The organism is Ruminiclostridium hungatei, assembly GCF_002051585.1.
GTDB classification, from domain to species: domain Bacteria; phylum Bacillota; class Clostridia; order Acetivibrionales; family DSM-1351; genus Ruminiclostridium; species Ruminiclostridium hungatei.
The window spans coordinates 1-21,473 of record NZ_MZGX01000022.1 but is presented as its reverse complement, the minus strand read 5'-3'; the positions used below and the strand labels follow the sequence as shown (position 1 = coordinate 21,473).

The window sequence follows — 21,473 nt, the reverse complement described above, 5'->3', positions numbered from 1 at the left end:
GGAAGCAGAATGGTTGATAACATTGAAGTGGTGAGAATGACCCAAGAACACCTGGACGGAGTAATGACCATTGAGAATCTGAGTTTTAAGATACCCTGGTCCCGGAACGCCTTCATCGACGAAATGACAACAAATGATATGGCGGTGTACGTAGTTGCGGTTTCCGGAAAGAAAATCATAGGCTATGGCGGCTTATGGCGCATACTTGATGAAGGGCATATTACAAACATAGCAGTACACCCTGAATTCAGGCGTTGCGGAGCAGGCTGCCGCATAATGGATGAACTCCTTAAGCTATGCCGGGAAAATGGAATCCTGAGCCTGACGCTTGAGGTCAGGAGAGGCAACCTGCCGGCGCAGAAGCTATATGAAAAATATGGCTTCAGGTCTGAGGGAATCCGTAAGGGCTACTATTCCGATACCGGAGAGGACGCCATAATCATGTGGAAGCATTTGGACCGTTAAAACCGGCAGTTGGGCAAGAAAAATGGAAGGCTTGATTTTATAACTATTTTTTGTGTGTTTTGCACACGGTTAGGAGAGAGTATGAAGCCGAAAGAACTTAATTATAAAGACTTGGATTACAGGTGCAGTGAGGCTGCGTTCCCTTTCAGGAACACCGGTGAGCTGGGACCCTTTGAAGGTATCATCGGACAGGAGAGAGCCTCCAGGGCAATGAAATTCGGTCTCAAAATGAAAATGAGAGGCTACAACATATATATGTCAGGCCCCACCGGCACCGGCAAAACAAGCTTTGCAAAGCAGATAGTAAATGAAATGGCAGCCTCCATGAAGATTCCCGACGACTGGTGTTACATATATAATTTTACACAGCCCAACCAGCCAATGGCCATCAATTTGCCGGCGGGCATGGGCAAGGGATTTCAGTCGGATATGGACGCTTTCGTAAAGGTTATCAAGCAGGAAATAGTAAATGCCTTTGACAATGACCAGTACGAAAAGGAAAAGGCTGAAATAATGGAGGAATACGAAAGCAAAAAGAACGAGCTTCTGGATAAACTCAGTGAGGATGCCGAATCCCACGGGTTTAAAGTAAATACCGGAAGTTCCGGCATATACTTCTTGCCTATCGTTGAAGGAAAGACCATCAGTGAAGAGGAATTTGAAAATCTTGACGACACTATAAAGGATCAAATAAATGAGAAGACAAATATCCTGCAGCAGGAAACCCTGGACATTATCCGGAAATTAAAAAATAATGAAAAGGAAACCCGGCAGAAGGTTTCGGAATGGGAAAACAGGATAGCCTTGCTGGCACTGGGCGTTCAGATGAATGACCTGAAGGAGAAGTATAAGAAATTCGATGTCATATTGAAGTTTCTGGATAATGTGCAGCAGGACATACTGGATAATCTTGACGATTTCCAGGAGGAGGAATCCAGCGAGGAGCAGCCGCAGTTCATCATACCCTTCATGCAGAAGGAGGAAACTCCGGTATACAAGTACAAGGTAAACGTACTTGTGGACAACAGCGGCCTCAAGGGGGCCCCTGTTATTGTGGACTTCAATCCCACCTATCCAAACCTTATCGGAAAGATTGAGTATGAAAACGAATTCGGGTCGGTGTCCACGGACTATACCAAGATAAAGCCCGGGCTGTTCCATCTGGCAAACGGGGGATACCTCATATTGCAGGCAAGGGATGTTCTGGGGAATCCCCAGGCTTATGAAGCCATCAACAGGGTGCTGAAGACCAAAAAAATAAACATAGAAAACATGAAGGACCAGGCTGGAGTGGTAGCCGTTCCGGCATTGAAGCCCCAGCCCATCCCAGTTGACATAAAGGTAATAATGGTGGGGAATACTTCGATATATCAGCTTTTATACGAATATGAAGAGGACTTCAGGAAGCTTTTCAAGGTAAAGGTGGATTTTGATGAGGAAATGGAGCGCAGTGAAGAAAATATCCTGAAGCTGGCTTCTTTTATCAGCGGCTTCTGCAGGAAGGAAGAGACTCTTCATTTTGACAGGTCAGGAGTGGCAAGTGTGGTAGAGTATGCCTCCTGGCTTGTGGAGGACCAGAAAAAGCTGACTACCAGGTTTAACGATATTGTTGAAATTCTTTGTGAAGCATGCACGTGGGCCCAGGACGACCGGGCAAAGCATGTAAAGGCAAAACATGTAAGGCAGGCTGTAAAAGAAAAGGCTGCCAGGTGTGACCGGGTTGATAAAAAAATACTGGAAATGCTGGAAGACGGAACAATAATGATAGATACCGCCGGGGAACAGGTGGGACAGATCAACGGACTGACGGTAATGGACATGGGGGACTATTCCTTTGGAAAGCCCTCGAGAATCACCGCCTCCACCTATATTGGAGAAAGCGGTATTGTAAATGTGGAGAGGGAGGTTGACCTGAGCGGTACCTCACACAGTAAGGGAGTGCTTATACTCAGCGGATATATCGGGCAGAAATACGCTCAGGACTTTCCGCTGTCCCTGACAGCCAGCCTGTGCTTTGAGCAGTTGTACGGCGGCGTGGACGGGGACAGCGCATCCAGTGCCGAGCTGTACGCCATACTGTCCAGCCTTGCGGAAGTTCCCATAAAGCAATACATAGCCGTAACCGGTTCGGTTAATCAAAAGGGCGAAATCCAGCCGGTTGGCGGAGTTTCATATAAGATTGAAGGCTTCTTCGAACTGTGCAGGCACAGAGGACTGGACGGAAGGCACGGCGTAATAATACCTCACCAGAATATCAGGAACCTTGTATTGAATGATGAGGTTGTAGAGGCTGTCAGGAAAAAGCTGTTTCACATATATCCCGTTGCAAATATTGATGAAGGAATTCAAATATTGACAGGGTTTGAAGCCGGCAGCAGAAATCCCGACGGCAGCTACAAAAAAGACACCATCAACTTTCTTGTAAACAACAAGCTGGAAAAATATGCAAAGACCGTGATGGGCACTCCCAGAAGGAGAAAATAATTTCAGACAATTTCAGATTCCAAACGTAACTATTATGTACTGAGAATATGAAGCAAAGCATATGGAAAATCGAGCATTGCATTTTTTCTTGTGTGAGAGGGGGTGTATCGAGCTTTGGTGCCTACAGATGCAGAACTGGTATCCCAATGTATAAACGGGGATGGTAGTGCGTTTGAAGAAATAGTAACCAGATATAAAAAACTGGTCTACAGTGTAGTCTACAAGATGATATCGGATAAAGAAGAAGTCAATGACGTATCTCAGGAGGTTTTTATCAGATTATACAAATCTCTTGAGAAATATAACCCGGAATACAAAATGTCTACATGGATAGTAAAAATTACTTCTAATTTGTGTCTGGACACCTTAAGGAAGAAAAAACAGGACACTGTTACACTGGAGGATGCTATTGGAGTCTCAAGCGATATCGATACACCTGAACAGACGCTGATAAAGAAACAAAGATCACAGTTGATTAAAAAGGCAATTAATGAATTGCCTGAAAAATATAAAATACTCATAGTGCTTTTCCACAATAACGGAATGTCCTATGAGGAAATGACAAAGGTTTTAAATGAGCCCATGTCCATAATAAAAAACAGGCTTTACAGGGCAAGGCTCATGCTCAAGGAAAAACTTGATAGTGCAAGAAAGGAGGAGGTATTATGAAATGTAACGAAGCACAGGACTATATGATGAAATACTTTGATAAAAATATAAATGATATCGAAGCGGCCCAGTTGAAGCAGCACTTGAAAAACTGCAAGAAGTGCTCGGATGAATTTCTATCCTTGGAGGAAGTATTTTTAGAAATAGAGCAAGACTCAGTGATTGAGCCTCCTGAAGATTTTGAGCTACAAGTAATGAGCAGGATAGAAAAAGAAGTGAAGATGTACACCCAGCCGGTCAGGGAAAACAATTTCGTATATAATATACTTTTGGTTGCAGTATCATTTATATTTGTAAGCTTATTCGGAGGAATACTGTATGAGGCTGTAAACCACCCGCTGGAGCTTATGCAGAATGTACAGATTGCAGTGGATCTGGCAAAGGAATTCCTGGCTGCGGCAGTTACGATGACAAAGGGAATAGTTATAGCGCTTATGGGTTTTGCCACATCCATGTATAAAACCTACTATTACGCTTACATTTTACTTGCAGTGCTGCTGCTGGTCGTTCAGGGAGTGTTCATCAGAATGGTCAGAGAGGGTAATGGTGCAGCTCAATGAATAAAAGAATAAAGCTGGTTATAATCTTTCTTCTGTTTTCATTATTGATTCCAGGCGCGGTATCTGCTGCAAAAAATGATCTGACTATCAGTAACCTGATTGTACTGGAGGATCAGGACATAAATGGCGTAAGCTGCGGAAATATTACGGTTGTGCTGGGCTCAACCGATATAGATTCAAATGTACTGGGCAGCGTGATAGTTGTTTTCGGAAAAGCCAGTATAAATGGGACAGTGAGCGGTGACGTGGTTTCAGCCTTTGGTGAAGTATATCTGAAGGATAAATCGGAGGTTATGGGCAACCTGGTTTCGGTGGGGAAGCTGGAGATGGGCAATGAGGTTAAGGTAAACGGCACCAAGGTTTCTATAAATTTTGATTATATTTCACTTTTTAAATCCAACGGGATAATTATCAATACACTTATTGCCGGTTCCCTGCTTATATTGATTGCGGGCCTTATACTTATAACCATATTCACTTCAAGATTCAGGGTAATGTCCTATTCCATGGGGAAGGCGCTGTCCCGGAGAATGATATTGGGTGCGCTGGTAGTGGTGAGCCTGACTATAATACTTGCCTTCCTCATATTCCTGATAGCGGTGCCTGTGTTTTATGTCTTGATTATCATGCTGGCAGACATAATAGGCAGCATATACCTTGGAACAGTAATTTTTAAAAATAATTATGACAGGTCGGCAATTTATATTGAATTTTTTGTAGGACACATCCTTATAAGCATAATCAAGATAGTTCCTCTTATATTTATTCCGTCAGGCTATTATACCGCGCTGATGATATACGGGATTTGCTTTATAGCTGTGGAATTGGCCCTGGCGTCCTTCGGCATAGGTACTGTAATAGATACAGGCTTCGGCAGGAATAAAAAAGACCTTAAGGTATCTTGACGGTATCAAGGATTTTTTAAGGGCTTGATAAATGTATGCATAATCTAATATAATATTCTACAGAGTTTGATTTGTTTAGTGATTATTTGGTATAATATTATATACACAATTGTCAAGTTCAATTAACGGGGGAGCGAAAGATGATTTCAAATAAAGTAGTTATAAACTGTCCGTCGGGTTTGGATTCAAAAGCAGCGGCATTACTTGTACAAAAGGTATCAAGGTATAGTTCGAGCATATGGCTTGAAAAAGGGGAAAGACGGGCAAATGCAAAAAGCCTTCTGGGACTGCTGTCACTTGGGGTTGAGAGACAGGCCACTATTACTGTCATAACTGACGGGGAAGATGAAGAAATAGCGTTAAAAGAAATTTCTGAGTATTTTTCAACCGGATTTTAACACCTGAGACATATATTTCAATATGAAATACAAACAGTTGTGGCTTTTGCAAACCTGTGTGTTTGCATAAACCACTTTTTGTTTATTCCAGGCTTATAAACGCTTAATACACACTCAAGGCCTGAACATGGCTCATGGAGGCAAATATGTTTGATATACAGGAAGAGCTTAAAAAACTGCCGGATAAACCCGGCGTCTATATAATGAAGGATTCAAACGGTATTGTCATATATGTCGGAAAGGCAGTTGTGCTTAAAAACAGGGTGCGACAATATTTCCAGAATTCTTCAAACCACCCGCCCAAGGTCAGCGCCATGGTTTCAAAAATCCAGGAGTTTGAATATATTGTTACCGACACGGAAGTTGAAGCCCTGATGCTGGAATGCAACCTCATAAAAAAGTTTAAGCCCAAGTACAATATACTTCTCAAGGATGACAAGCATTATCCGTATATAAAGGTAACAATGCAGGAGCAGTATCCCAGGATACTTAAAACCCGCAGGGTGGAAAAGGACGGGGCAAAGTACTTCGGGCCTTACTCCAGCGCTTTTGCCGTCAATGATGCCATTGACACCATTAAGAAGCTGTTTCCCATCAAAACCTGCAACAGGGTGCTGCCCAGGGATATAGGCAAGTTCAGGCCATGCCTGAATTATCACATAAAGCAGTGCCTGGGCCCCTGCCAGGGAGAGGTAAATAAGGATGAATACAGGAATATGATGAAAAAAATCTGTTCCTTCCTGGGCGGACAATATGATGAGATATTGAATGACCTTAAAGGACATATGGAAACCGCTGCCATGAATCTTGAATTTGAAAAGGCGGCCCAGCTCAGAAATAAGATGAACAGCATTGTCCAGCTTTCTGAAGCACAGAAGGTATTGTCCACCGACGGGCAGGACAGGGATATCATCGGGTTTGCCCAAAACGTGGCCGACCTGTGCATTCAGGTTTTCTTCGTAAGGAACGGGCGCGTTGTAGGCAGAGAGCATTTCATATTTGAAGGTGAAGGAAAAGAGGATGTCAAGTACTCCCTGTCCACTTTTATCAAGCAGTTTTACAATACGGTGCAATATGTGCCCTCCGAGGTAGTACTGCCACAGGAAATAGAAGACGGTGAGATTATCGGGCAGTGGCTTACAGGCAGGAGAGGTTTTAAGGTGAACCTGCGCATTCCCCAGAGGGGCGAGCTGGTAAAGCTTGTGAAAATGGTTGTACAAAATGCAGAAATATCACTTAAATTGTATGGTGAACGATTGAAACGGGAAGGCTCTATCCATGAAGAAGGCCTAAGGGAGCTGGCCGGAATTCTGGGTCTGGAAAGTATGCCTGACAGAATAGAAGCCTATGACATATCCAACACCGGCTCCTCTGAGATAGTCGCTTCCATGGTGGTCTTTGAAAAAGGCAGGCCTGCAAGGGATGAATACAGAAAATTCAAAATGAAGTCGGTTTCAGAGCAGAACGACTATGCCAGTATGCAGGAAACCCTGTTCAGAAGGCTGAACAGGGCAATAAGGGAGTCCCGGGAGGAAAGCGGACAGGCCAAGTTTTCAAGGCTGCCCGATTTGATTCTGGTGGATGGAGGACTTGCTCACGTAAACGCCGCACAGCAGGTTGTCAGTGAGCTTGGTTTTGAGCTGGTGATTGCGGGCATGGCAAAGGATGACCGGCACAGAACAAAGGCCCTGGTATATAAAGGCGGCGAGTATGAGCTTTCAGCAAAATTGCCGCTGCTGAGACTTATTACCGAGATTCAGGATGAAACCCACCGTGTTGCGGTTCAATACAACAGGAAGCTGCGGGAAAAGAGATATACTCATTCGGAGCTGGATAATATAGACGGTATCGGCGAAGCCAGAAAAAAAGCTCTCATAAGGCATTTTAAATCGCTGACTGCGGTTAAAAATGCCGAAATAGCTCAACTGCTTGAGGTGGACGGAATAAATCAAAGAGTGGCTGAAAAAATATATGAATATTTCAGAAAATAATGTTTAAAGGAACGGGTACAAAATCATATGTCAATCTTTGCAATAGCCGATTTGCACCTGGCTTTGGGAATAGACAAGCCAATGGATGTTTTTGGCGGAAGATGGTCAAATTACATGGAGAAGTTGAAAAACAACTGGATAGAGACGGTTGCCCATACTGATACCGTAATAATACCGGGGGATGTATCCTGGGCAACCTATATAGAAAATGTATACGAGGACTTCAGGTATATTGAAGCCTTGCCCGGCAAAAAAATTATTTCCAAGGGCAACCATGATTACTGGTGGACAACTTCGTCAAAGCTGAATAAATATTTGAAGGAAAAAGAGTTCACCACCATTTCCTTTATGCATAACAATTCCTTTATGGCAGAAAATTTTTCAATCTGCGGTACCAGGGGCTGGAAATGTCCCGGTGAGGATGATTTTAAAAAGGAAGATGAAAAAATATACAACAGGGAAATCGAACGCCTTGAGCTGTCAATCAAATCCTCCGCCAATCAGGAACAGAGCGAAAGGCTGGTATTCATGCACTATCCTCCTGTCACTGCCAAAAGCCAGTCTTCGGGTTTTATTGATGTAATGAAAAAACATGGTATAACCCGGTGTTTTTATGGACATCTTCATGGTGACGGGATCAAGGGTGCCATAGAGGGAGAATACGAAGGCATAGAGCTCAAGTTGATTTCGGCGGATTATCTGAATTTTGTCCCGCTGCCCATAGTCAGCCGGTAATACATCTTTCGCCGCGGAATACCACTGTGGAAAATACTCAAAAACCTGTTGACAGGGTACTTTATTAAAGTTATATTGATTCTTGAAATATGCCAATAATATGGTATAATTGAATGGTTAATTTTTAAACTAGAGTTTTTTCTGTTTTTTCATGGAAAAGGAATTGGCAAAAAAACAAGCATTGCGCTGAATGGATAAAATTATACAAAACTAAATACCGGGAGGAAGTTTATTAAAATGAAGGTTAACAAATTTGAAGATGTTGAAAAGAATGTTGTACAGCTTGAAATAGAAGTTGATGCAGCTAAATTTGAAGAAGGTATGCAGCAGTCCTTTAAGAAGAACGCATCAAAATTTAATGTACCTGGCTTCAGAAAAGGCAAGGCTCCGAGAAATATCGTAGAGCGTTACTATGGCGAACAGGCATTATATGACGATGCCATAAACATTGTTTGCTCCGAAGCATATGACCAGGCGGTGGAAGAAAAGAATCTGGAGCCTGTGGACAGACCGGAAATAGATATCGTTCAGATCGGAAACAAGGAAAACCTTATATTTACTGCCAGGGTTACAACAAAGCCTGAGGTGGAATTGGGCGCTTATATGGGCGTGGAAGTGACTAAGGCAGACGCTATAGTTACAGAAGACGATGTGGAAAAGGAATTTGAAAAGGTAGTTGAAAAGAATTCACGTCTTGTTACTATAACGGAAAGACCTGTACAATCAGGCGACACTGCCGTTATCGACTTTGAAGGCTTTATTGATTCAGTGCCGTTTGAAGGCGGAAAAGGAACGGATTACAGTCTGGTAATTGGTTCCGGCACATTTATTCCAGGTTTTGAAGATCAGCTGATTGGAAAGAATACAGGAGAAGAGCTGGATGTTAATGTAACCTTCCCTGAAGAATACGGTAAGGAAGAGTTGAACGGAAAGCCTGCATTGTTCAAGGTAACAGTCAAGGAAATAAAAGTCAAGGAATTGCCTGTTGTGGATGATGAATTTGCCAAGGATATAAGCGAATTTGACACACTTGAAGAATATAAAAAGGATTTGAGAAATAAATTAGAAGAAACTGCAAAACATAAGGCTGAACACGAGAATGAGGAAAGTGTCATTCAGAAGATAGCAGAAAATGCAGCAGTTGAAATACCTAAAGTCATGGTTGAAAAGCAGATTGATGTCATGACCAGGGACTTTGATATGAGACTCCGATACCAGGGCTTGGATTTGCAGAGATATCTGGAATTGATGGGTATGGATTTTGAAGCCTTCAGAGGACAGTTTGCCGCAAGAGCCGAAAATGAAGTAAAGGTGCAGTTGGTGGTTGAGAAGATTTCAAAGATTGAAAATGTAGAGGTTTCAGAAACTGAAGTTGAAGAAGAAATAGCAAAAACTGCCGAAGCATACAAACAGTCTGCCGAGGACTTGAAAAAATCCTTGAGAGCTGAGGATATGGAATACCTCAAAAAGGATATCGCTTTCAGAAAGACTATAAAATTACTGGTTGAAAATGCGAAGCTGGCTTGATTTAAGCGGGTTTCCCATAGCGGAAGGGTGTCTCCTTCTTTTTGTAATTAAAAAAACGATTGGACACCTCCGGAAATGGGTAAGATTATATCAGGTAACTGAGGTATGAGGTGCTCGGGAGAAGCGGTGCATGCCGGATTGATTTTTGAGTTCCATGAACAACGAGCGGGTATGAAGCATAGTCTGATTCTAGTGAAAGGATTTGCTCCAGCCGTTTTAGAGGACGTAACGCGTTCCAACCGGACTGTTAACAGTCCGGTAAAAATAACATATATTAATAAGGGAGGTATGGTCATGAGTTTAGTACCTATGGTTGTTGAACAGACTAATCGCGGTGAGAGGTCTTATGATATTTTTTCCAGACTGCTGAATGATAGGATAATAGTGTTGAGTGATGAGGTAAATGATGTTACTGCCAGCCTGATTGTTGCGCAGATGCTTTACCTTGAAGCTCAGGATCCCGACAAGGATATACAGTTTTACATTAACAGCCCGGGAGGCGCTGTGCATTCCGGATTTGCCATTTTTGACACAATGCAGTACGTAAAATGCGATGTGTCAACCATCTGCATGGGTATGGCTGCAAGTATGGGAGCATTTCTTCTGGCAGCAGGAGCAAAAGGCAAGAGATTTGCACTTCCAAACAGTGAAATCATGATTCACCAGCCTCTTGGAGGTGCAAAAGGTCAGGCAACTGACATAAAGATACACGCTGAAAATATTTTGAAGACTAAAGACAAGTTGAACAGAATATTGAGCGACAGAACAGGTCAGCCTCTGGATAAGATAGAAAAGGATACCGACAGGGATTTCTTCATGTCTGCCGAGGAAGCAAAGGCCTATGGACTTGTTGATGATATTATGGTTAGAAGATAATAGTTGAGGTGCAATGATGACCAGATATGATGAGAAGAAGCAGTTAAAATGCTCTTTTTGTGGTAAGTCTCAAGAGCAGGTAAAGAGACTGGTGGCAGGTCCTGGAGTTTATATCTGCGACGAGTGCATAGAACTGTGCTCAGAGATTATTGAAGAGGAATTTGAAGACACAAAAATAGACGCTGAAGTTAACGAAATACCAAAACCCAAGGAGATCAGGGAGATTCTGGACCAGTATGTAATAGGTCAGGATACTGCCAAAAGATCACTTGCGGTTGCTGTTTACAATCACTACAAGAGAATAAACAGCGATATAAAGTCCTCTGATATCGAGCTGCAGAAGAGCAATATAGTAATGCTTGGACCTACAGGCAGCGGTAAGACTTTTCTGGCGCAGACCCTTGCAAGAATTTTGAATGTTCCTTTTGCCATTGCTGACGCTACTTCTCTCACAGAAGCAGGCTATGTCGGAGAGGATGTTGAAAACATTCTATTAAGGTTGATACAGGCTGCTGATTATGATATTGAAAAAGCTGAAAAGGGCATTATTTACATCGATGAAATCGATAAAATAGCCCGTAAATCTGAAAATCCGTCCATAACAAGAGATGTCAGTGGTGAAGGCGTACAGCAGGCACTGCTTAAGATACTGGAGGGGACTTTGGCCTCTGTTCCGCCTCAGGGTGGAAGAAAGCATCCCCATCAGGAGTTTATTCAGATTGATACCACAAACATATTGTTTATTTGCGGCGGTGCTTTTGACGGCATTGACAAGATAATACAGAACAGAATCGGCAAAAAGTCCCTGGGCTTCGGCGCTAAAATCGAAAGCACCAAGGACAAGGATGTGGGAGAGCTCTTAAAAGAGATACTTCCGCAGGATTTGCTGAAGTTTGGACTTATTCCTGAATTTGTGGGAAGACTTCCTATTGTGGTCACACTGCAGTCACTGGATAAGAAGGCACTGGTACAGATACTTACCGAGCCTAAGAATGCACTGGTTAAGCAATACCAGAAGCTGCTGGAAATGGATGATGTGCTGCTGGAAATCCAGGAGGATGCCCTTGAACTGATTGCTGAAAAGGCAATTGCCAGGAATACCGGCGCCAGAGGGCTTCGTGCCATTCTTGAGGAGATAATGCTTGGAGTCATGTACGACATACCGTCCATGACCAACGTTGAAAAGTGCATTATCAGCAAGGATGTTATTGAAAACAGTTCCGAGCCTGAACTCATACTGAATGAGAACCGCAAGTCTTTAAAAAAGGCCGGTTCCAAAAAAGCAAGAGTTAAGAAGGAATCTGTGTCATAAGTCAATAATTTATATTTTAGCAAGGGCTGTCCCAAAGTAGAAATTAAATTCTATTTTGAGGCGGCCCTTGTTTTTTTGAAATTTATCCCAATAACTTGGATAAAATATAAATCATTGCCAATAATATAAGTACGCAGCAAAAAAGCCTTAGGAGGTAATTCATGTTTACAACCACGATGTTCATCATACAGTTTTTCTTTTCGGTCATAATCGGAATTTATTTTTTTACGTTGCTCAGAACCCAGCAGGGCAACAAGAGCGCCATAGACAAGGAAGCCAGAAAGGAACTGGAAAAGCTCAGAAAGCTGAGGGATATTCATCTCACCGAGCCCTTGTCCGAAAAAACCAGGCCCTCCACCCTGAGGGACATAGTGGGCCAGGAGCAGGGAATAAAGGCCCTGCGCGCGTCCCTGTGCGGGTCAAATCCACAGCACGTTATAATATATGGGCCTCCCGGTGTGGGAAAAACTGCAGCCGCCAGGGTTATACTTGAGGAAGCAAAAAACAATGGAATATCACCCTTTAAAAAAGAGGCAAAATTCATTGAAATGGATGCTACAACCTTGAGATTTGACGAGAGGGGCATAGCAGATCCCTTGATAGGCTCCGTGCATGATCCCATTTATCAGGGGGCGGGCGCCTACGGCGCCGCAGGAGTGCCGCAGCCCAAGCCGGGAGCGGTTACCAAGGCACATGGGGGAGTTCTGTTCATTGACGAAATCGGAGAACTGCATCCCATTCAGATGAACAAGCTTCTGAAGGTCCTGGAGGACAGGCGGGTATTTCTTGAGAGCGCCTACTATACCTCGGAGGACGGGAACATACCCTCCCATATACATGATATATTTCAAAAGGGCCTGCCGGCGGATTTCAGGCTTGTAGGAGCAACAACAAGAACCCCTGACGAAATACCGGCAGCCATCAGGTCCAGATGTGTGGAAATACATTTCAGGGCCTTAAGAGCGGAGGAAATAAGTGCCATATGTGAAAATGCGGCGGTTAAGGGCGGCTATATCCTTGCGGAGGGCTGCAGTGAGCAGGTGGCCAAATATGCGCAGAATGGCAGGGATGCGGTCAATATCATTCAGATTGCCGGGGGTATTGCAATGCTGGAAAGCAGGAATGCAATCGACGTAAAGGATATTGAGTGGGTCATAGAGTTCGGGCATTACAGCCCAAGGATAGAAAAGAAGGTCAATGCCGAAGAGCAGATAGGCTGTATAAACGGCCTGGCAGTATTCGGAAACAGCACAGGCATGGTGATAGATGTGGAGGCCACGGCCATGGAGGTTGCACCGGGCAACGGCAATATTAAGATTACAGGTATAGTTGAAGCCGAGGAAATGGACAACAGGGGGCACAAGCTCAAGAGAACCAGTTCAGCGAAGGCTTCTGTGGAAAATGTCCTGACGGTGCTCAAAAGATATATGGATGTGGATTTCAGGGATTATGAGATACATTTGAATTTTCCCGGGGGAATTCCCATAGATGGGCCCTCGGCCGGAATAACAATCGCTACGGCGGTTTATTCAGCCGTAAAGAGCATCCCTGTGGGCGGAGACATTGCAATGACAGGGGAAATATCCATCAAGGGAAAAATCAAGCCTGTGGGGGGAGTGGTTGCAAAGGTGGAAGCTGCGAAGGCTGCCGGAATCAGGAAGGTATTCATACCAAGAGACAACTACCAGGAGCTGTTTGAAGATATGGATATCGAAGTGGTGGCGGTGGACAACATCGGGCAGGTTATGAAAGCCCTGTTCAATATGGAGGTAATAGACCGGAAGGATGAGACAGTTATGGGAGGCACTGTGCCGGTGACTGTCCTGACTGCCCAAGGGACGTAAGGGAATATTTATTGCCGGAGAGGTAAATAATAAATTGACGGCAAATGAGTGAGAGCCGCTTTGGACATGAAATCAAGTCTTAAGTGATATCGGCCAATACACGAATGATACACTTAATAAAGGGACAGTCTGGTTGACAAGGGAGTTGATCAGGCTGTTTTCTTTTGTACCCGTTAAAAAGCTGCGTGAACAGTACAGTAAGTGTAGTACAGTAAGTATAGTACAGTAAGTATAGTACAGTAAGTATAGTGCAGTAAGAACAGTGCCGTAAGGCTGGTATTTGCCAGAAGCTGTGGTATAATAGCCATGTTAAGGAATGACTAAATAATCGTCCAAGAATCGGAAGTTATTATTTGGTCATTCCTAATAACATTGAAAGGTGACATCAATGAAAAAAAGGACTATATCCGCACTAACTACACTTGCAGTTGCAGCAGTAATTTTTATTGGAAACGCCTTAAACAATCCCGGGTCGGGCAACCTTTCCGCAGCTTCCGCGGTCGCCGCCGGTACTGCAGGTATTCCGGTTTCCGGCAGCTCAGCAGTGAGCACTTCCGCAAATTCACCCGGAGAGCCAATCGGAGACCCAACCGGCAGTTCTTCTGAGAGCTCAGCCGGTAAACAAAGGCCTTCACAGACGGATGGAACGCAAAACACGGCAGCGGCATTTCCGTCAGAGCTTTTACAGTCCGAAAAAGAGGGCATAGCCCCCTTTGGATACATTGAGGCACATGTGGACAGGGTAACTGACGGAGATACCTTTCACATTACTTACAAAAGCAAGGAATATAAAGTGAGGATGCTGGATATTGACACTCCCGAATCTGTAAAGTCTGGGGTAAAGCCGCAGCCATACTCGGAAGAAGCCTCCAGCCTTACCAAAGAAATGCTCACAGGGAAAAAGGTAAAATTGCTGTTTGAGAAGGATACCACCGACCAGTTTGGCAGACTGCTGGCCCATGTACTTTTGGAAGATGAAACCTATTATAATGCATATATGGTTGAAAACGGCTATGCAATATGTGTGTTCTACAGTCCGAATACCTTGCTGAAGGAGTATTTCAACCGGCTGCAGGACAGTGCCATTAAGGAGCGGAAGGGCTTCTGGCAGCTTCCGGAAAAGGAGAGGCCTTTTATAAAGGACAGTAAGGGCAAATATGTTGCAGCCTATAAATTAAGGAACAAGGCAGCGTAAACAGACTGCATTCCAGGTATTCCTGCCTTGACCAGATGCCTACATGAGGGCTGGGACTTTTGGACTAGCTCTCGTGGTAGGGATTGTCTATTTTCAGTTAGGGGTATATCTGGTAATATTAGGTTGAACATTAGCATTTCTCCTTTTAGGGGCATGGGGCCCGCAAAGCTCCATGTTTTTTTGTTGCCCTGAAACAAGTTTCCGGAATAAGCTTCCGAGGCTTTATCCAGGAGAAAGCTCTGTGTCTTTTTCCTTCCCGCCTTGATAAAATACACCCAGTAGGCTATTATATTCTGTAGGAATGTTCTTCTCCCCTGTTCATGGACAGCAGGCAGAAGGTACATGTGTTACGGAGGCATAAGCAAAATGGATACACTTATTCTTGGAATAGAGAGCAGTTGTGATGAGACCTCTGCTTCTGTGGTAAAAAACGGCAGATATATTTTGTCAAATGTAATTTCCTCTCAGGTTGACCTGCATAAGAAATATGGCGGTGTCGTTCCTGAAATAGCTTCCAGAAAGCATGTCGAGCTTATAATGCCGGTAATAAACCAGGCATTGGAGGAGGCAGGAACACCGCTGGATGCCATTGACGCCATTGGGGTCACCTATGGTCCCGGGCTTGTAGGTGCACTGCTGGTGGGCCTTACCGCAGCGAAGGCAATAGCATATACAACCGGAAAGCCTCTTGTAGGGGTGCATCACATTGAGGGGCATATAGCAGCCAATTATCTGCAATATCCTGAGTTGGAGCCTCCCTTCGTATGTCTGGTGGCATCCGGAGGGCATAGCCATATAGTTCAGGTGGAAAGCTACAGCAAATTTGAAATTCTGGGGCAGACGAGAGATGATGCTGCCGGAGAGGCCTTTGACAAAATTTCAAGGGCCATAGGTCTGGGCTATCCCGGGGGGCCTCTCATTGACAGGTATGCGGCTCAGGGAAACAGCAGTGCCGTGAGGTTTCCCAGGGTGCAGTTTGAGGACGGCTCTCTGGACTTTAGCTTCAGTGGCCTGAAAACAGCGGTTTTGAACCATCTGAACAGGCTCGCGCAGACAGGAGAGCAGGTGAATATTCCGGATATAGCCGCCAGCTTCCAGCAGGCTGTAGTGGATGTGCTGGTGAGGAACACCATAGCTGCGGCAAAAATGAAGGGCATGGGAAAAATTGCGCTGGCTGGCGGAGTTGCAGCTAATTCACAGCTTAGAAGCCAGATGAAAAGCCAGGCTCAGAAGCATGGGATTGAGGTATTGTATCCTGCCCTGGTGCTTTGTACGGATAATGCAGCTATGATAGGCTGTGCTGCATATTTCGAGTACGAGAGAGGAAATATTTCAGGATTGGATTTAAATGCAGTTCCCGGGTTAAAATTAGGGTAATATAGCAATGTTTTACAATAGTTATCCACAGAATGTATAATAATGGGAAAAGACTTGCTTTACTGCAGTATTAACGAGTTCAGGGTTGTGTAAAAAAATAACATATTTTGTCGTTAAATCTGCAAAGCCTGATAATGAGCGGTCTTGGGCTGTAAATTTACGCGGTGTGAATAATTATCTGTGAATAAAATACGCCTTCTGTGGAAATTTCTCGAAAGATAAGATATATAAGTATTACAGAGCTGTGGATAATTATGTGGATATTGTGTATAAAATTATTTTAAATAAGTTCTATTTTTCAGGAAATATAATAAGGTTCACATGCATTACCAAAGTCAATTACGGTTCAAAGCTTTCGTCTTCCATAAGCCAACAAGTTGGTTCTGGATAATGCTTTAAAGCTGGCTTTGAATGCAGTTTGGGGTTGAATTAGCTTTGACTTCAGGAGGCTTTAGCCCAAACCCAAACTATCGGATTTCAGCGGAGGGTAATTGACTTTGTGAAGCAAAGCAACAGAGCCTATATTAATTGGATAAAAATATATTATATTAAATTTATTAAATGTAATATATAAAGTAGGACAATATGGGCAGGTAAAATAAAAGCAAGCCGCATCAGCGGCTTGCAAGCATCTTGTATTGATTATAATATTCTGTAACCTTCTGTACATAATTCTGGGTTTCATTATAGGGAGGAATTCCTCCGTATTTGTCAACGGCGTTGGGACCTGCATTGTAGGCCGCCAGTGCCAGGCTTATATTTCCATTGAATCTGGAAAGCTGGTCTCTTAAATACTGGACTCCACCATTTATATTCTGAACAATATCAAAGGGATCTGATACATTCAGTGAATCTGCTGTTCCGGGCATTAACTGCATCAAGCCCTGAGCTCCGGAAGAGGATATGGATTTGGGATTGAAGGAGGACTCCTGCTTCATAACAGCCCTTATAAGATCCTTGTCTACGCCATACCTTGAAGCTGCACTTTCAATAGCAGAGTTTATCATGTCCATCAGTTGGGTCTGATCTGCGGGAAAATATGCGGTTGATCTGGATAAGGCAGCTTCAGCCCTTAATACATTCAAGGAAGTAGTGCTGCTGTCCTTGTTCAAAGTGTTCAAAAGGCTTGTCCAGGTGTCGGTGTCCGACAAGGAAAAATTCTCTCCGGAGCCTGAAAGGGAATCGCTTAACCCCGAAAGTGAGGCATCGGACAGATACTTTTCAAAGGGTATTTCTGCTGTATCACTGCTTTTGGTGGTTAAGCCGGGCGCAATGTCCGCAAGCCTTTTCTCAATCTCCGCCAGCTTCTGATTGAATATGGAATTGATATCTAGATTCATACTACCCCCCTGACCGCTGTAATAAGACTATTATAATATAAAATACCGTACAATGACAGTCATAAATTATATCGGAAAAAGATAGCAAAAGCATAAGGAGGTTTATGGCAGAAAGGAAAAATTATCCCGAAAGTTTCAGCAGGAATCAGAAGATTTAAGTGACTTCATGAGGTTTCTTCAAGAGACTTCCTCAATAAACATTTTTCTGGAAAATTTCGAGCAGGCATTCCGGGTATTGCCGTCAAAGTCTCTTGCGGAGAACAGCTTGCATTTACCTAGGTTCTGATTTTCAGAGTCCAGTTCCACAAGAAAGTATTCACAATGGGCGCACTTATAGGAAGGCTGTTGAACTTGAGGCAAGTCAGCAGAGCTTTTATATTTGAAGCAAATATAATCAGGGGTTACAATTCCCCGGTATTTACACAAAATATCCTTTGTCAAATGCATCGATGTTCCACGCTGGCAATTGCTGCAGCATTTTTCCTGCTTCATAAAAGACGACCACCCTTTTGAATCCGAAGTTTGTATTCATTATAACAAAACATATCCGGATAGTAAAAAAATGGGAAATAACTCGGGGCACATCTTTCAAGGCATATAAGGGAGCTTGTGGTAAATATTAATACAAAATACTTTTTTGAGACTATTTTAAAAACAAATTAAAAACAATTGTATATAAATCTTCAAAAGCATCATATTCTAATGTATAATAACCATAAGCAAATTTTGACGATTTTAGGAGAAGATATGAATAAGCCAAAAATTTTCAGGACCAGGTATATTCCTTTTGAGACAGTTGATATTTCAAGTGACGAGCTCTTATACATTGATGAAAATATTTTAATTACACGCTGGAAAGCAATTAAGCCAAGGGCAGATATTTCGGGGGGGATTTCATATACCTTTTTAAAGGAAGGTATAAAAATCAGCAGGTTTTATGATGCCGAAAGAAGGTTTGCCTACTGGTATTGCGATATTATAGATGTGAAATATGACAGGGAGCTGGATCAATATACCCTGATAGATCTGCTGCTGGATGTGAAGCTCATGCCCGACGGGACCATGAAGGTGCTGGATGCCGATGAGCTGGCCATTGCTCTGGAGCAGGGACTTATAACACAGGAACAGGCTTGCAGGAGCTTGAAAAAGATGGACAGCATATTGCAGAGTGTATATAACGGCACCTTCCCTCCGGCGGTCTGTATGGACAAAAAATATTGGGAAGTATAGAATTTGCCCGGAAAACAGGAGCTTTGCCTCAGACGAGGCGGATTAGAAATTGGAATGGAAATGCAAGTAACTTTTAGTGTTGATAGTAAATCAGAATACTTTTGGAGTATGTTTGAGTAACCTTGCAGTAATCTTGCAGTACACTGAGTAATATTGGAGGGAATTTTGAAGGATCAGAATAAAAAGCTCATTGATTTGCATACTCACAGTATGGCTTCAGACGGCAGCATGAGTCCTGCGGAGCTTGTCAGACATGCTCACGGGAAGGGGCTTTCTGCGCTGGCATTGACAGACCATGATACTGTGGACGGAGTACAGGAGGCCCTTGAAGAAGGTGAAAAGCTGGGTGTTGAGGTGATTCCGGGTATTGAGATAAGTGTTGATTACAAACCGGAAATGCACATTCTGGGGTATTTCCCCAGGCTGTATGCCTATAATTCCATAAGGAATGAGCTGGAGGTAATAAGGCAGGGCAGGGAAGCCAGAAACCTGAAGATAATCAACAGGCTGAATGAGTTGGGAATAGCTATTACGCTGGAAGAGGTAAAAAAGGAAGCCCTGGGAGATATAACGGGACGCCCACATATTGCAAGGGTGCTGGTTAACAAAGGCTTTGTAAAATCCATAGATGACGCTTTCGACAAGTACCTGAGCAGGGAAGGCCGGGCGTATTTCAAAAGGTTCGAGCTGAAGCCGGAGGATGGAATACAGGCAATCCGCAGAGCCGGGGGACTGCCTGTGCTGGCGCATCCTGTGTTCCTGAGAAAGACCTATGACGAGATGGACAGGCTGCTGGAGGAACTGAAGGGATTTGGACTGGCAGGCATAGAAGCGCTGTACAGTGATCATAGCAGGGAGGATACCGGCAATTTCCTGAGACTTGCCATAAAACATGGACTTATTGTTACCGGAGGAAGTGATTTTCATGGAAGCTTCAAACCGGGCATGGAGCTGGGAACGGGAAGGGGAGGACTGGAGGTTCCATATGAACTGCTGGAGAACCTTAGAAAGGCTTAAAACTTCTGGAACTTGACCTTTTCATATGGCGGTGCTATAATATGTTCTGTCAGATAAATACCCGATGAAAAAGCCCTTTTCAAGAGGGTTATTTTTGTCTGATATGGTTTCAAGCTTTACATTGAGCGCAGATGGAAATGGTGGTAGGAATGGTAAAGGAAGCTTTTAAGGTTGTTGCACAAAATAAGAAGGCCCGGCATGATTACTTCATAGAAGAAACAATTGAAGCAGGCATTGTTCTGTCCGGAACAGAGGTCAAGTCCATAAGGCAGGGCAAACTGAACTTGAAGGAAAGCTATGCTTCCATTGTGGGAGGAGAAGTAATTCTCAGCGGTATGCATATAAGTCCTTATGAGCAGGGCAACATATTTAACAAGGACCCTTTACGTGACAGGAAGCTTTTGCTGCACAGGTCGGAAATAAACCGGCTGATAGGTTTGACACAGCAAAAGGGTTTGACACTTGTTCCTACCCAGGCATACCTGAAGCGCGGCATGGTCAAAATAGAGCTGGGCGTTGCCCGGGGCAAAAAACTCTATGACAAGAGGGAGGACATTGCGGCCCGGGATGCCAAGCGTGAGATTGACCGCAGGCTGAAGGAACAGCAGAGGTAAGCTCCGTTGACGTGTTGACGGCAGGTGTGGGTTGACAGACGATGCAAGGTGTTATGCCTGGTAAAAATGACAACTGATTTGGCAATGTAGTAATGATGTAATTGGTAATGTATTTTGCAATTGCAATGTAATAACAATGTATTTGAAAATTTAATTGTAAAATTTAATTGTTATTCTAGCTCAATTGAAAACTGAATAGTGGAGAGAAAATAAAGCTTATATGCCCAACGGCGCAGCATTTTTATGCAGCGTATTTTATACATGGGGGCGTAATGGTTTCGACGGGATTGTTGAGACATGATAAGCGGGTAGAGGATTCTCGTTGGCCTCTTAAAAAACGAGAAACTAAAATTAAACGCTAAAAACGATAATTTCGCTTTAGCTGCTGCCTAATTAGGCGGCCCGTCAGTCCCAGGTTGCTGCACCTGGGGTAGCTGGCGTCGATAAGTCAGCCCTTTTGCATAGGAAGGTCAAATGCCAGCACTGATTTGGCCGTAGCCTTGAGCCATTTCGGAACTTAAAGGCTACCGAAAGTGGCACCCTGCCTGTAGGGGTCCACCGTAGGGAAACGTAGGATTCAAGTCCAAATGAGACGTAGTCTCTATGGATACTGGGTGCTGCACAAATTACAGGCTACACCCGTAGAAGTTCTTGAGGATATGGTTTCGGACAGGGGTTCGACTCCCCTCGCCTCCACCACAATTTGTCTGAAAAGTCCGATTTTGTCGGGCTTTTCGGCGTTTTAAGAATGAAAAACGGTACGAAATTGATGTGAAAAACCAATTTCGGTACCGTTTTTGTTTTTATACAGGAATATTTTATGGATTACCTCCTACATTGCTTCAATTAACTTCTTTACTCCCACCATATTTATCGCTCTTTTCATATTGTACGCAAGGAAGCTAAGCCCCAGCTCTGCTGTTGCTTTTTCTTT

General features: G+C 43.7%; 19 protein-coding genes and 1 other RNA gene. 18 read left to right on the top strand and 2 right to left on the bottom strand.

What is annotated here, in order from left to right; all coding sequences use genetic code 11:
- The first annotated feature begins 9 nt into the window (after positions 1-9).
- From rimI to tsaD, 14 genes are all read left to right on the top strand, one after another.
- On the top strand, positions 10-465 hold the full coding sequence (gene rimI, locus CLHUN_RS15455) for a ribosomal protein S18-alanine N-acetyltransferase (RefSeq protein ID WP_080065531.1): 456 nt from the start codon (positions 10-12) through the stop codon (positions 463-465).
- An 81-nt stretch (positions 466-546) separates the two neighbouring features.
- The gene (locus CLHUN_RS15450) at positions 547-2,949 is read left to right on the top strand and encodes an ATP-binding protein (RefSeq protein WP_080065530.1); all 2,403 of its coding nucleotides are present in this window, start codon (positions 547-549) and stop codon (positions 2,947-2,949) included.
- Between the two features lie 117 nt (positions 2,950-3,066).
- Entirely contained in the window at positions 3,067-3,618 is a 552-nt protein-coding gene (locus tag CLHUN_RS15445; protein ID WP_242656534.1) for an RNA polymerase sigma factor, read from the top strand.
- On the top strand, positions 3,615-4,178 hold the full coding sequence (locus tag CLHUN_RS15440; protein WP_080065528.1) for an anti-sigma factor family protein: 564 nt from the start codon (positions 3,615-3,617) through the stop codon (positions 4,176-4,178). Before CLHUN_RS15445 ends, CLHUN_RS15440 begins: the two co-directional genes overlap by 4 nt.
- The gene (locus CLHUN_RS15435) at positions 4,175-5,083 is read left to right on the top strand and encodes a hypothetical protein (RefSeq protein WP_080065527.1); all 909 of its coding nucleotides are present in this window, start codon (positions 4,175-4,177) and stop codon (positions 5,081-5,083) included. The genes CLHUN_RS15440 and CLHUN_RS15435 overlap by 4 nt, the downstream gene beginning before the upstream one ends.
- A 140-nt stretch (positions 5,084-5,223) precedes the next feature.
- Positions 5,224-5,481 carry an HPr family phosphocarrier protein gene (locus CLHUN_RS15430; RefSeq protein WP_080065526.1) on the top strand — a complete coding sequence of 86 codons (258 nt, stop codon included), beginning with the start codon at positions 5,224-5,226 and terminating at the stop codon, positions 5,479-5,481.
- 146 nt (positions 5,482-5,627) lie between these two features.
- Positions 5,628-7,472, top strand: coding sequence for an excinuclease ABC subunit UvrC (gene uvrC / locus CLHUN_RS15425; RefSeq protein WP_080065525.1), 1,845 nt, complete (start codon positions 5,628-5,630; stop codon positions 7,470-7,472).
- A gap of 27 nt (positions 7,473-7,499) precedes the next feature.
- Positions 7,500-8,207: a metallophosphoesterase gene (locus CLHUN_RS15420; protein WP_080065524.1), complete on the top strand. Its 708-nt coding sequence runs from the start codon at positions 7,500-7,502 to the stop codon at positions 8,205-8,207.
- Positions 8,208-8,444: 237 nt separating this feature from the next.
- Positions 8,445-9,734: a trigger factor gene (tig, locus tag CLHUN_RS15415; RefSeq protein WP_080065523.1), complete on the top strand. Its 1,290-nt coding sequence runs from the start codon at positions 8,445-8,447 to the stop codon at positions 9,732-9,734.
- Between the two features lie 294 nt (positions 9,735-10,028).
- Complete coding sequence (gene clpP / locus CLHUN_RS15410) at positions 10,029-10,610, top strand: ATP-dependent Clp endopeptidase proteolytic subunit ClpP (protein WP_080065522.1); 582 nt, start codon at positions 10,029-10,031, stop codon at positions 10,608-10,610.
- A gap of 16 nt (positions 10,611-10,626) precedes the next feature.
- Positions 10,627-11,922 (top strand): ATP-dependent Clp protease ATP-binding subunit ClpX, encoded by a 1,296-nt coding sequence (gene clpX / locus CLHUN_RS15405; RefSeq protein WP_080065521.1) that lies wholly within the window; start codon positions 10,627-10,629, stop codon positions 11,920-11,922.
- Between the two features lie 161 nt (positions 11,923-12,083).
- Entirely contained in the window at positions 12,084-13,766 is a 1,683-nt protein-coding gene (gene lonB / locus CLHUN_RS15400; RefSeq protein ID WP_080065520.1) for an ATP-dependent protease LonB, read from the top strand.
- A gap of 388 nt (positions 13,767-14,154) precedes the next feature.
- Positions 14,155-14,961 carry a thermonuclease family protein gene (locus CLHUN_RS15395; protein ID WP_080065519.1) on the top strand — a complete coding sequence of 269 codons (807 nt, stop codon included), beginning with the start codon at positions 14,155-14,157 and terminating at the stop codon, positions 14,959-14,961.
- A gap of 366 nt (positions 14,962-15,327) precedes the next feature.
- Entirely contained in the window at positions 15,328-16,338 is a 1,011-nt protein-coding gene (gene tsaD, locus CLHUN_RS15385; RefSeq protein WP_080065613.1) for a tRNA (adenosine(37)-N6)-threonylcarbamoyltransferase complex transferase subunit TsaD, read from the top strand.
- A gap of 614 nt (positions 16,339-16,952) precedes the next feature.
- On the opposite strand, the gene CLHUN_RS15380 is transcribed toward tsaD, so the two are convergent.
- Both CLHUN_RS15380 and CLHUN_RS15375 read right to left on the bottom strand, forming a co-directional pair.
- A complete protein-coding gene (locus CLHUN_RS15380; protein ID WP_080065517.1) occupies positions 16,953-17,678 on the bottom strand; it encodes a lytic transglycosylase domain-containing protein in 726 nt (241 codons plus the stop codon).
- Between the two features lie 177 nt (positions 17,679-17,855).
- Positions 17,856-18,170, bottom strand: a complete 315-nt coding sequence (locus CLHUN_RS15375) for a hypothetical protein (RefSeq protein WP_080065516.1) — start codon at positions 18,168-18,170, stop codon at positions 17,856-17,858.
- A 255-nt stretch (positions 18,171-18,425) separates the two neighbouring features.
- Between CLHUN_RS15375 and CLHUN_RS15370 the strand changes: the two genes are divergently transcribed.
- The 4 genes from CLHUN_RS15370 to ssrA all read left to right on the top strand — a co-directional run bounded on the left by CLHUN_RS15370 (position 18,426) and on the right by ssrA (position 21,238).
- Positions 18,426-18,908, top strand: coding sequence for a ribonuclease FAU-1 family protein (locus tag CLHUN_RS15370; RefSeq protein ID WP_080065515.1), 483 nt, complete (start codon positions 18,426-18,428; stop codon positions 18,906-18,908).
- Between the two features lie 165 nt (positions 18,909-19,073).
- Complete coding sequence (locus CLHUN_RS15365) at positions 19,074-19,925, top strand: PHP domain-containing protein (RefSeq protein WP_080065514.1); 852 nt, start codon at positions 19,074-19,076, stop codon at positions 19,923-19,925.
- A gap of 149 nt (positions 19,926-20,074) precedes the next feature.
- Complete coding sequence (smpB, locus tag CLHUN_RS15360; protein ID WP_080065513.1) at positions 20,075-20,539, top strand: SsrA-binding protein SmpB; 465 nt, start codon at positions 20,075-20,077, stop codon at positions 20,537-20,539.
- A gap of 263 nt (positions 20,540-20,802) precedes the next feature.
- Positions 20,803-21,238: a transfer-messenger RNA gene (gene ssrA / locus CLHUN_RS15355) on the top strand.
- Positions 21,239-21,473 lie beyond the last annotated feature (235 nt).

Bases quoted from the DNA above. Each gene is read 5' to 3' on its own strand.
- CLHUN_RS15380 (WP_080065517.1), bottom strand. From the start codon at position 17,678: ATGAATCTAGATATCAATTCCATATTCAATCAGAAGCTGGCGGAGATT.
- clpP (WP_080065522.1), top strand. From the start codon at position 10,029: ATGAGTTTAGTACCTATGGTTGTTGAACAGACTAATCGCGGTGAGAGG.
- CLHUN_RS15375 (WP_080065516.1), bottom strand. From the start codon at position 18,170: ATGAAGCAGGAAAAATGCTGCAGCAATTGCCAGCGTGGAACATCGATG.
- uvrC (WP_080065525.1), top strand. From the start codon at position 5,628: ATGTTTGATATACAGGAAGAGCTTAAAAAACTGCCGGATAAACCCGGC.
- CLHUN_RS15440 (WP_080065528.1), top strand. From the start codon at position 3,615: ATGAAATGTAACGAAGCACAGGACTATATGATGAAATACTTTGATAAA.
- CLHUN_RS15435 (WP_080065527.1), top strand. From the start codon at position 4,175: ATGAATAAAAGAATAAAGCTGGTTATAATCTTTCTTCTGTTTTCATTA.
- smpB (WP_080065513.1), top strand. From the start codon at position 20,075: ATGGTAAAGGAAGCTTTTAAGGTTGTTGCACAAAATAAGAAGGCCCGG.
- clpX (WP_080065521.1), top strand. From the start codon at position 10,627: ATGACCAGATATGATGAGAAGAAGCAGTTAAAATGCTCTTTTTGTGGT.
- lonB (WP_080065520.1), top strand. From the start codon at position 12,084: ATGTTTACAACCACGATGTTCATCATACAGTTTTTCTTTTCGGTCATA.
- tig (WP_080065523.1), top strand. From the start codon at position 8,445: ATGAAGGTTAACAAATTTGAAGATGTTGAAAAGAATGTTGTACAGCTT.
- rimI (WP_080065531.1), top strand. From the start codon at position 10: ATGGTTGATAACATTGAAGTGGTGAGAATGACCCAAGAACACCTGGAC.
- CLHUN_RS15420 (WP_080065524.1), top strand. From the start codon at position 7,500: ATGTCAATCTTTGCAATAGCCGATTTGCACCTGGCTTTGGGAATAGAC.
- CLHUN_RS15395 (WP_080065519.1), top strand. From the start codon at position 14,155: ATGAAAAAAAGGACTATATCCGCACTAACTACACTTGCAGTTGCAGCA.
- CLHUN_RS15450 (WP_080065530.1), top strand. From the start codon at position 547: ATGAAGCCGAAAGAACTTAATTATAAAGACTTGGATTACAGGTGCAGT.
- CLHUN_RS15370 (WP_080065515.1), top strand. From the start codon at position 18,426: ATGAATAAGCCAAAAATTTTCAGGACCAGGTATATTCCTTTTGAGACA.
- CLHUN_RS15430 (WP_080065526.1), top strand. From the start codon at position 5,224: ATGATTTCAAATAAAGTAGTTATAAACTGTCCGTCGGGTTTGGATTCA.
- tsaD (WP_080065613.1), top strand. From the start codon at position 15,328: ATGGATACACTTATTCTTGGAATAGAGAGCAGTTGTGATGAGACCTCT.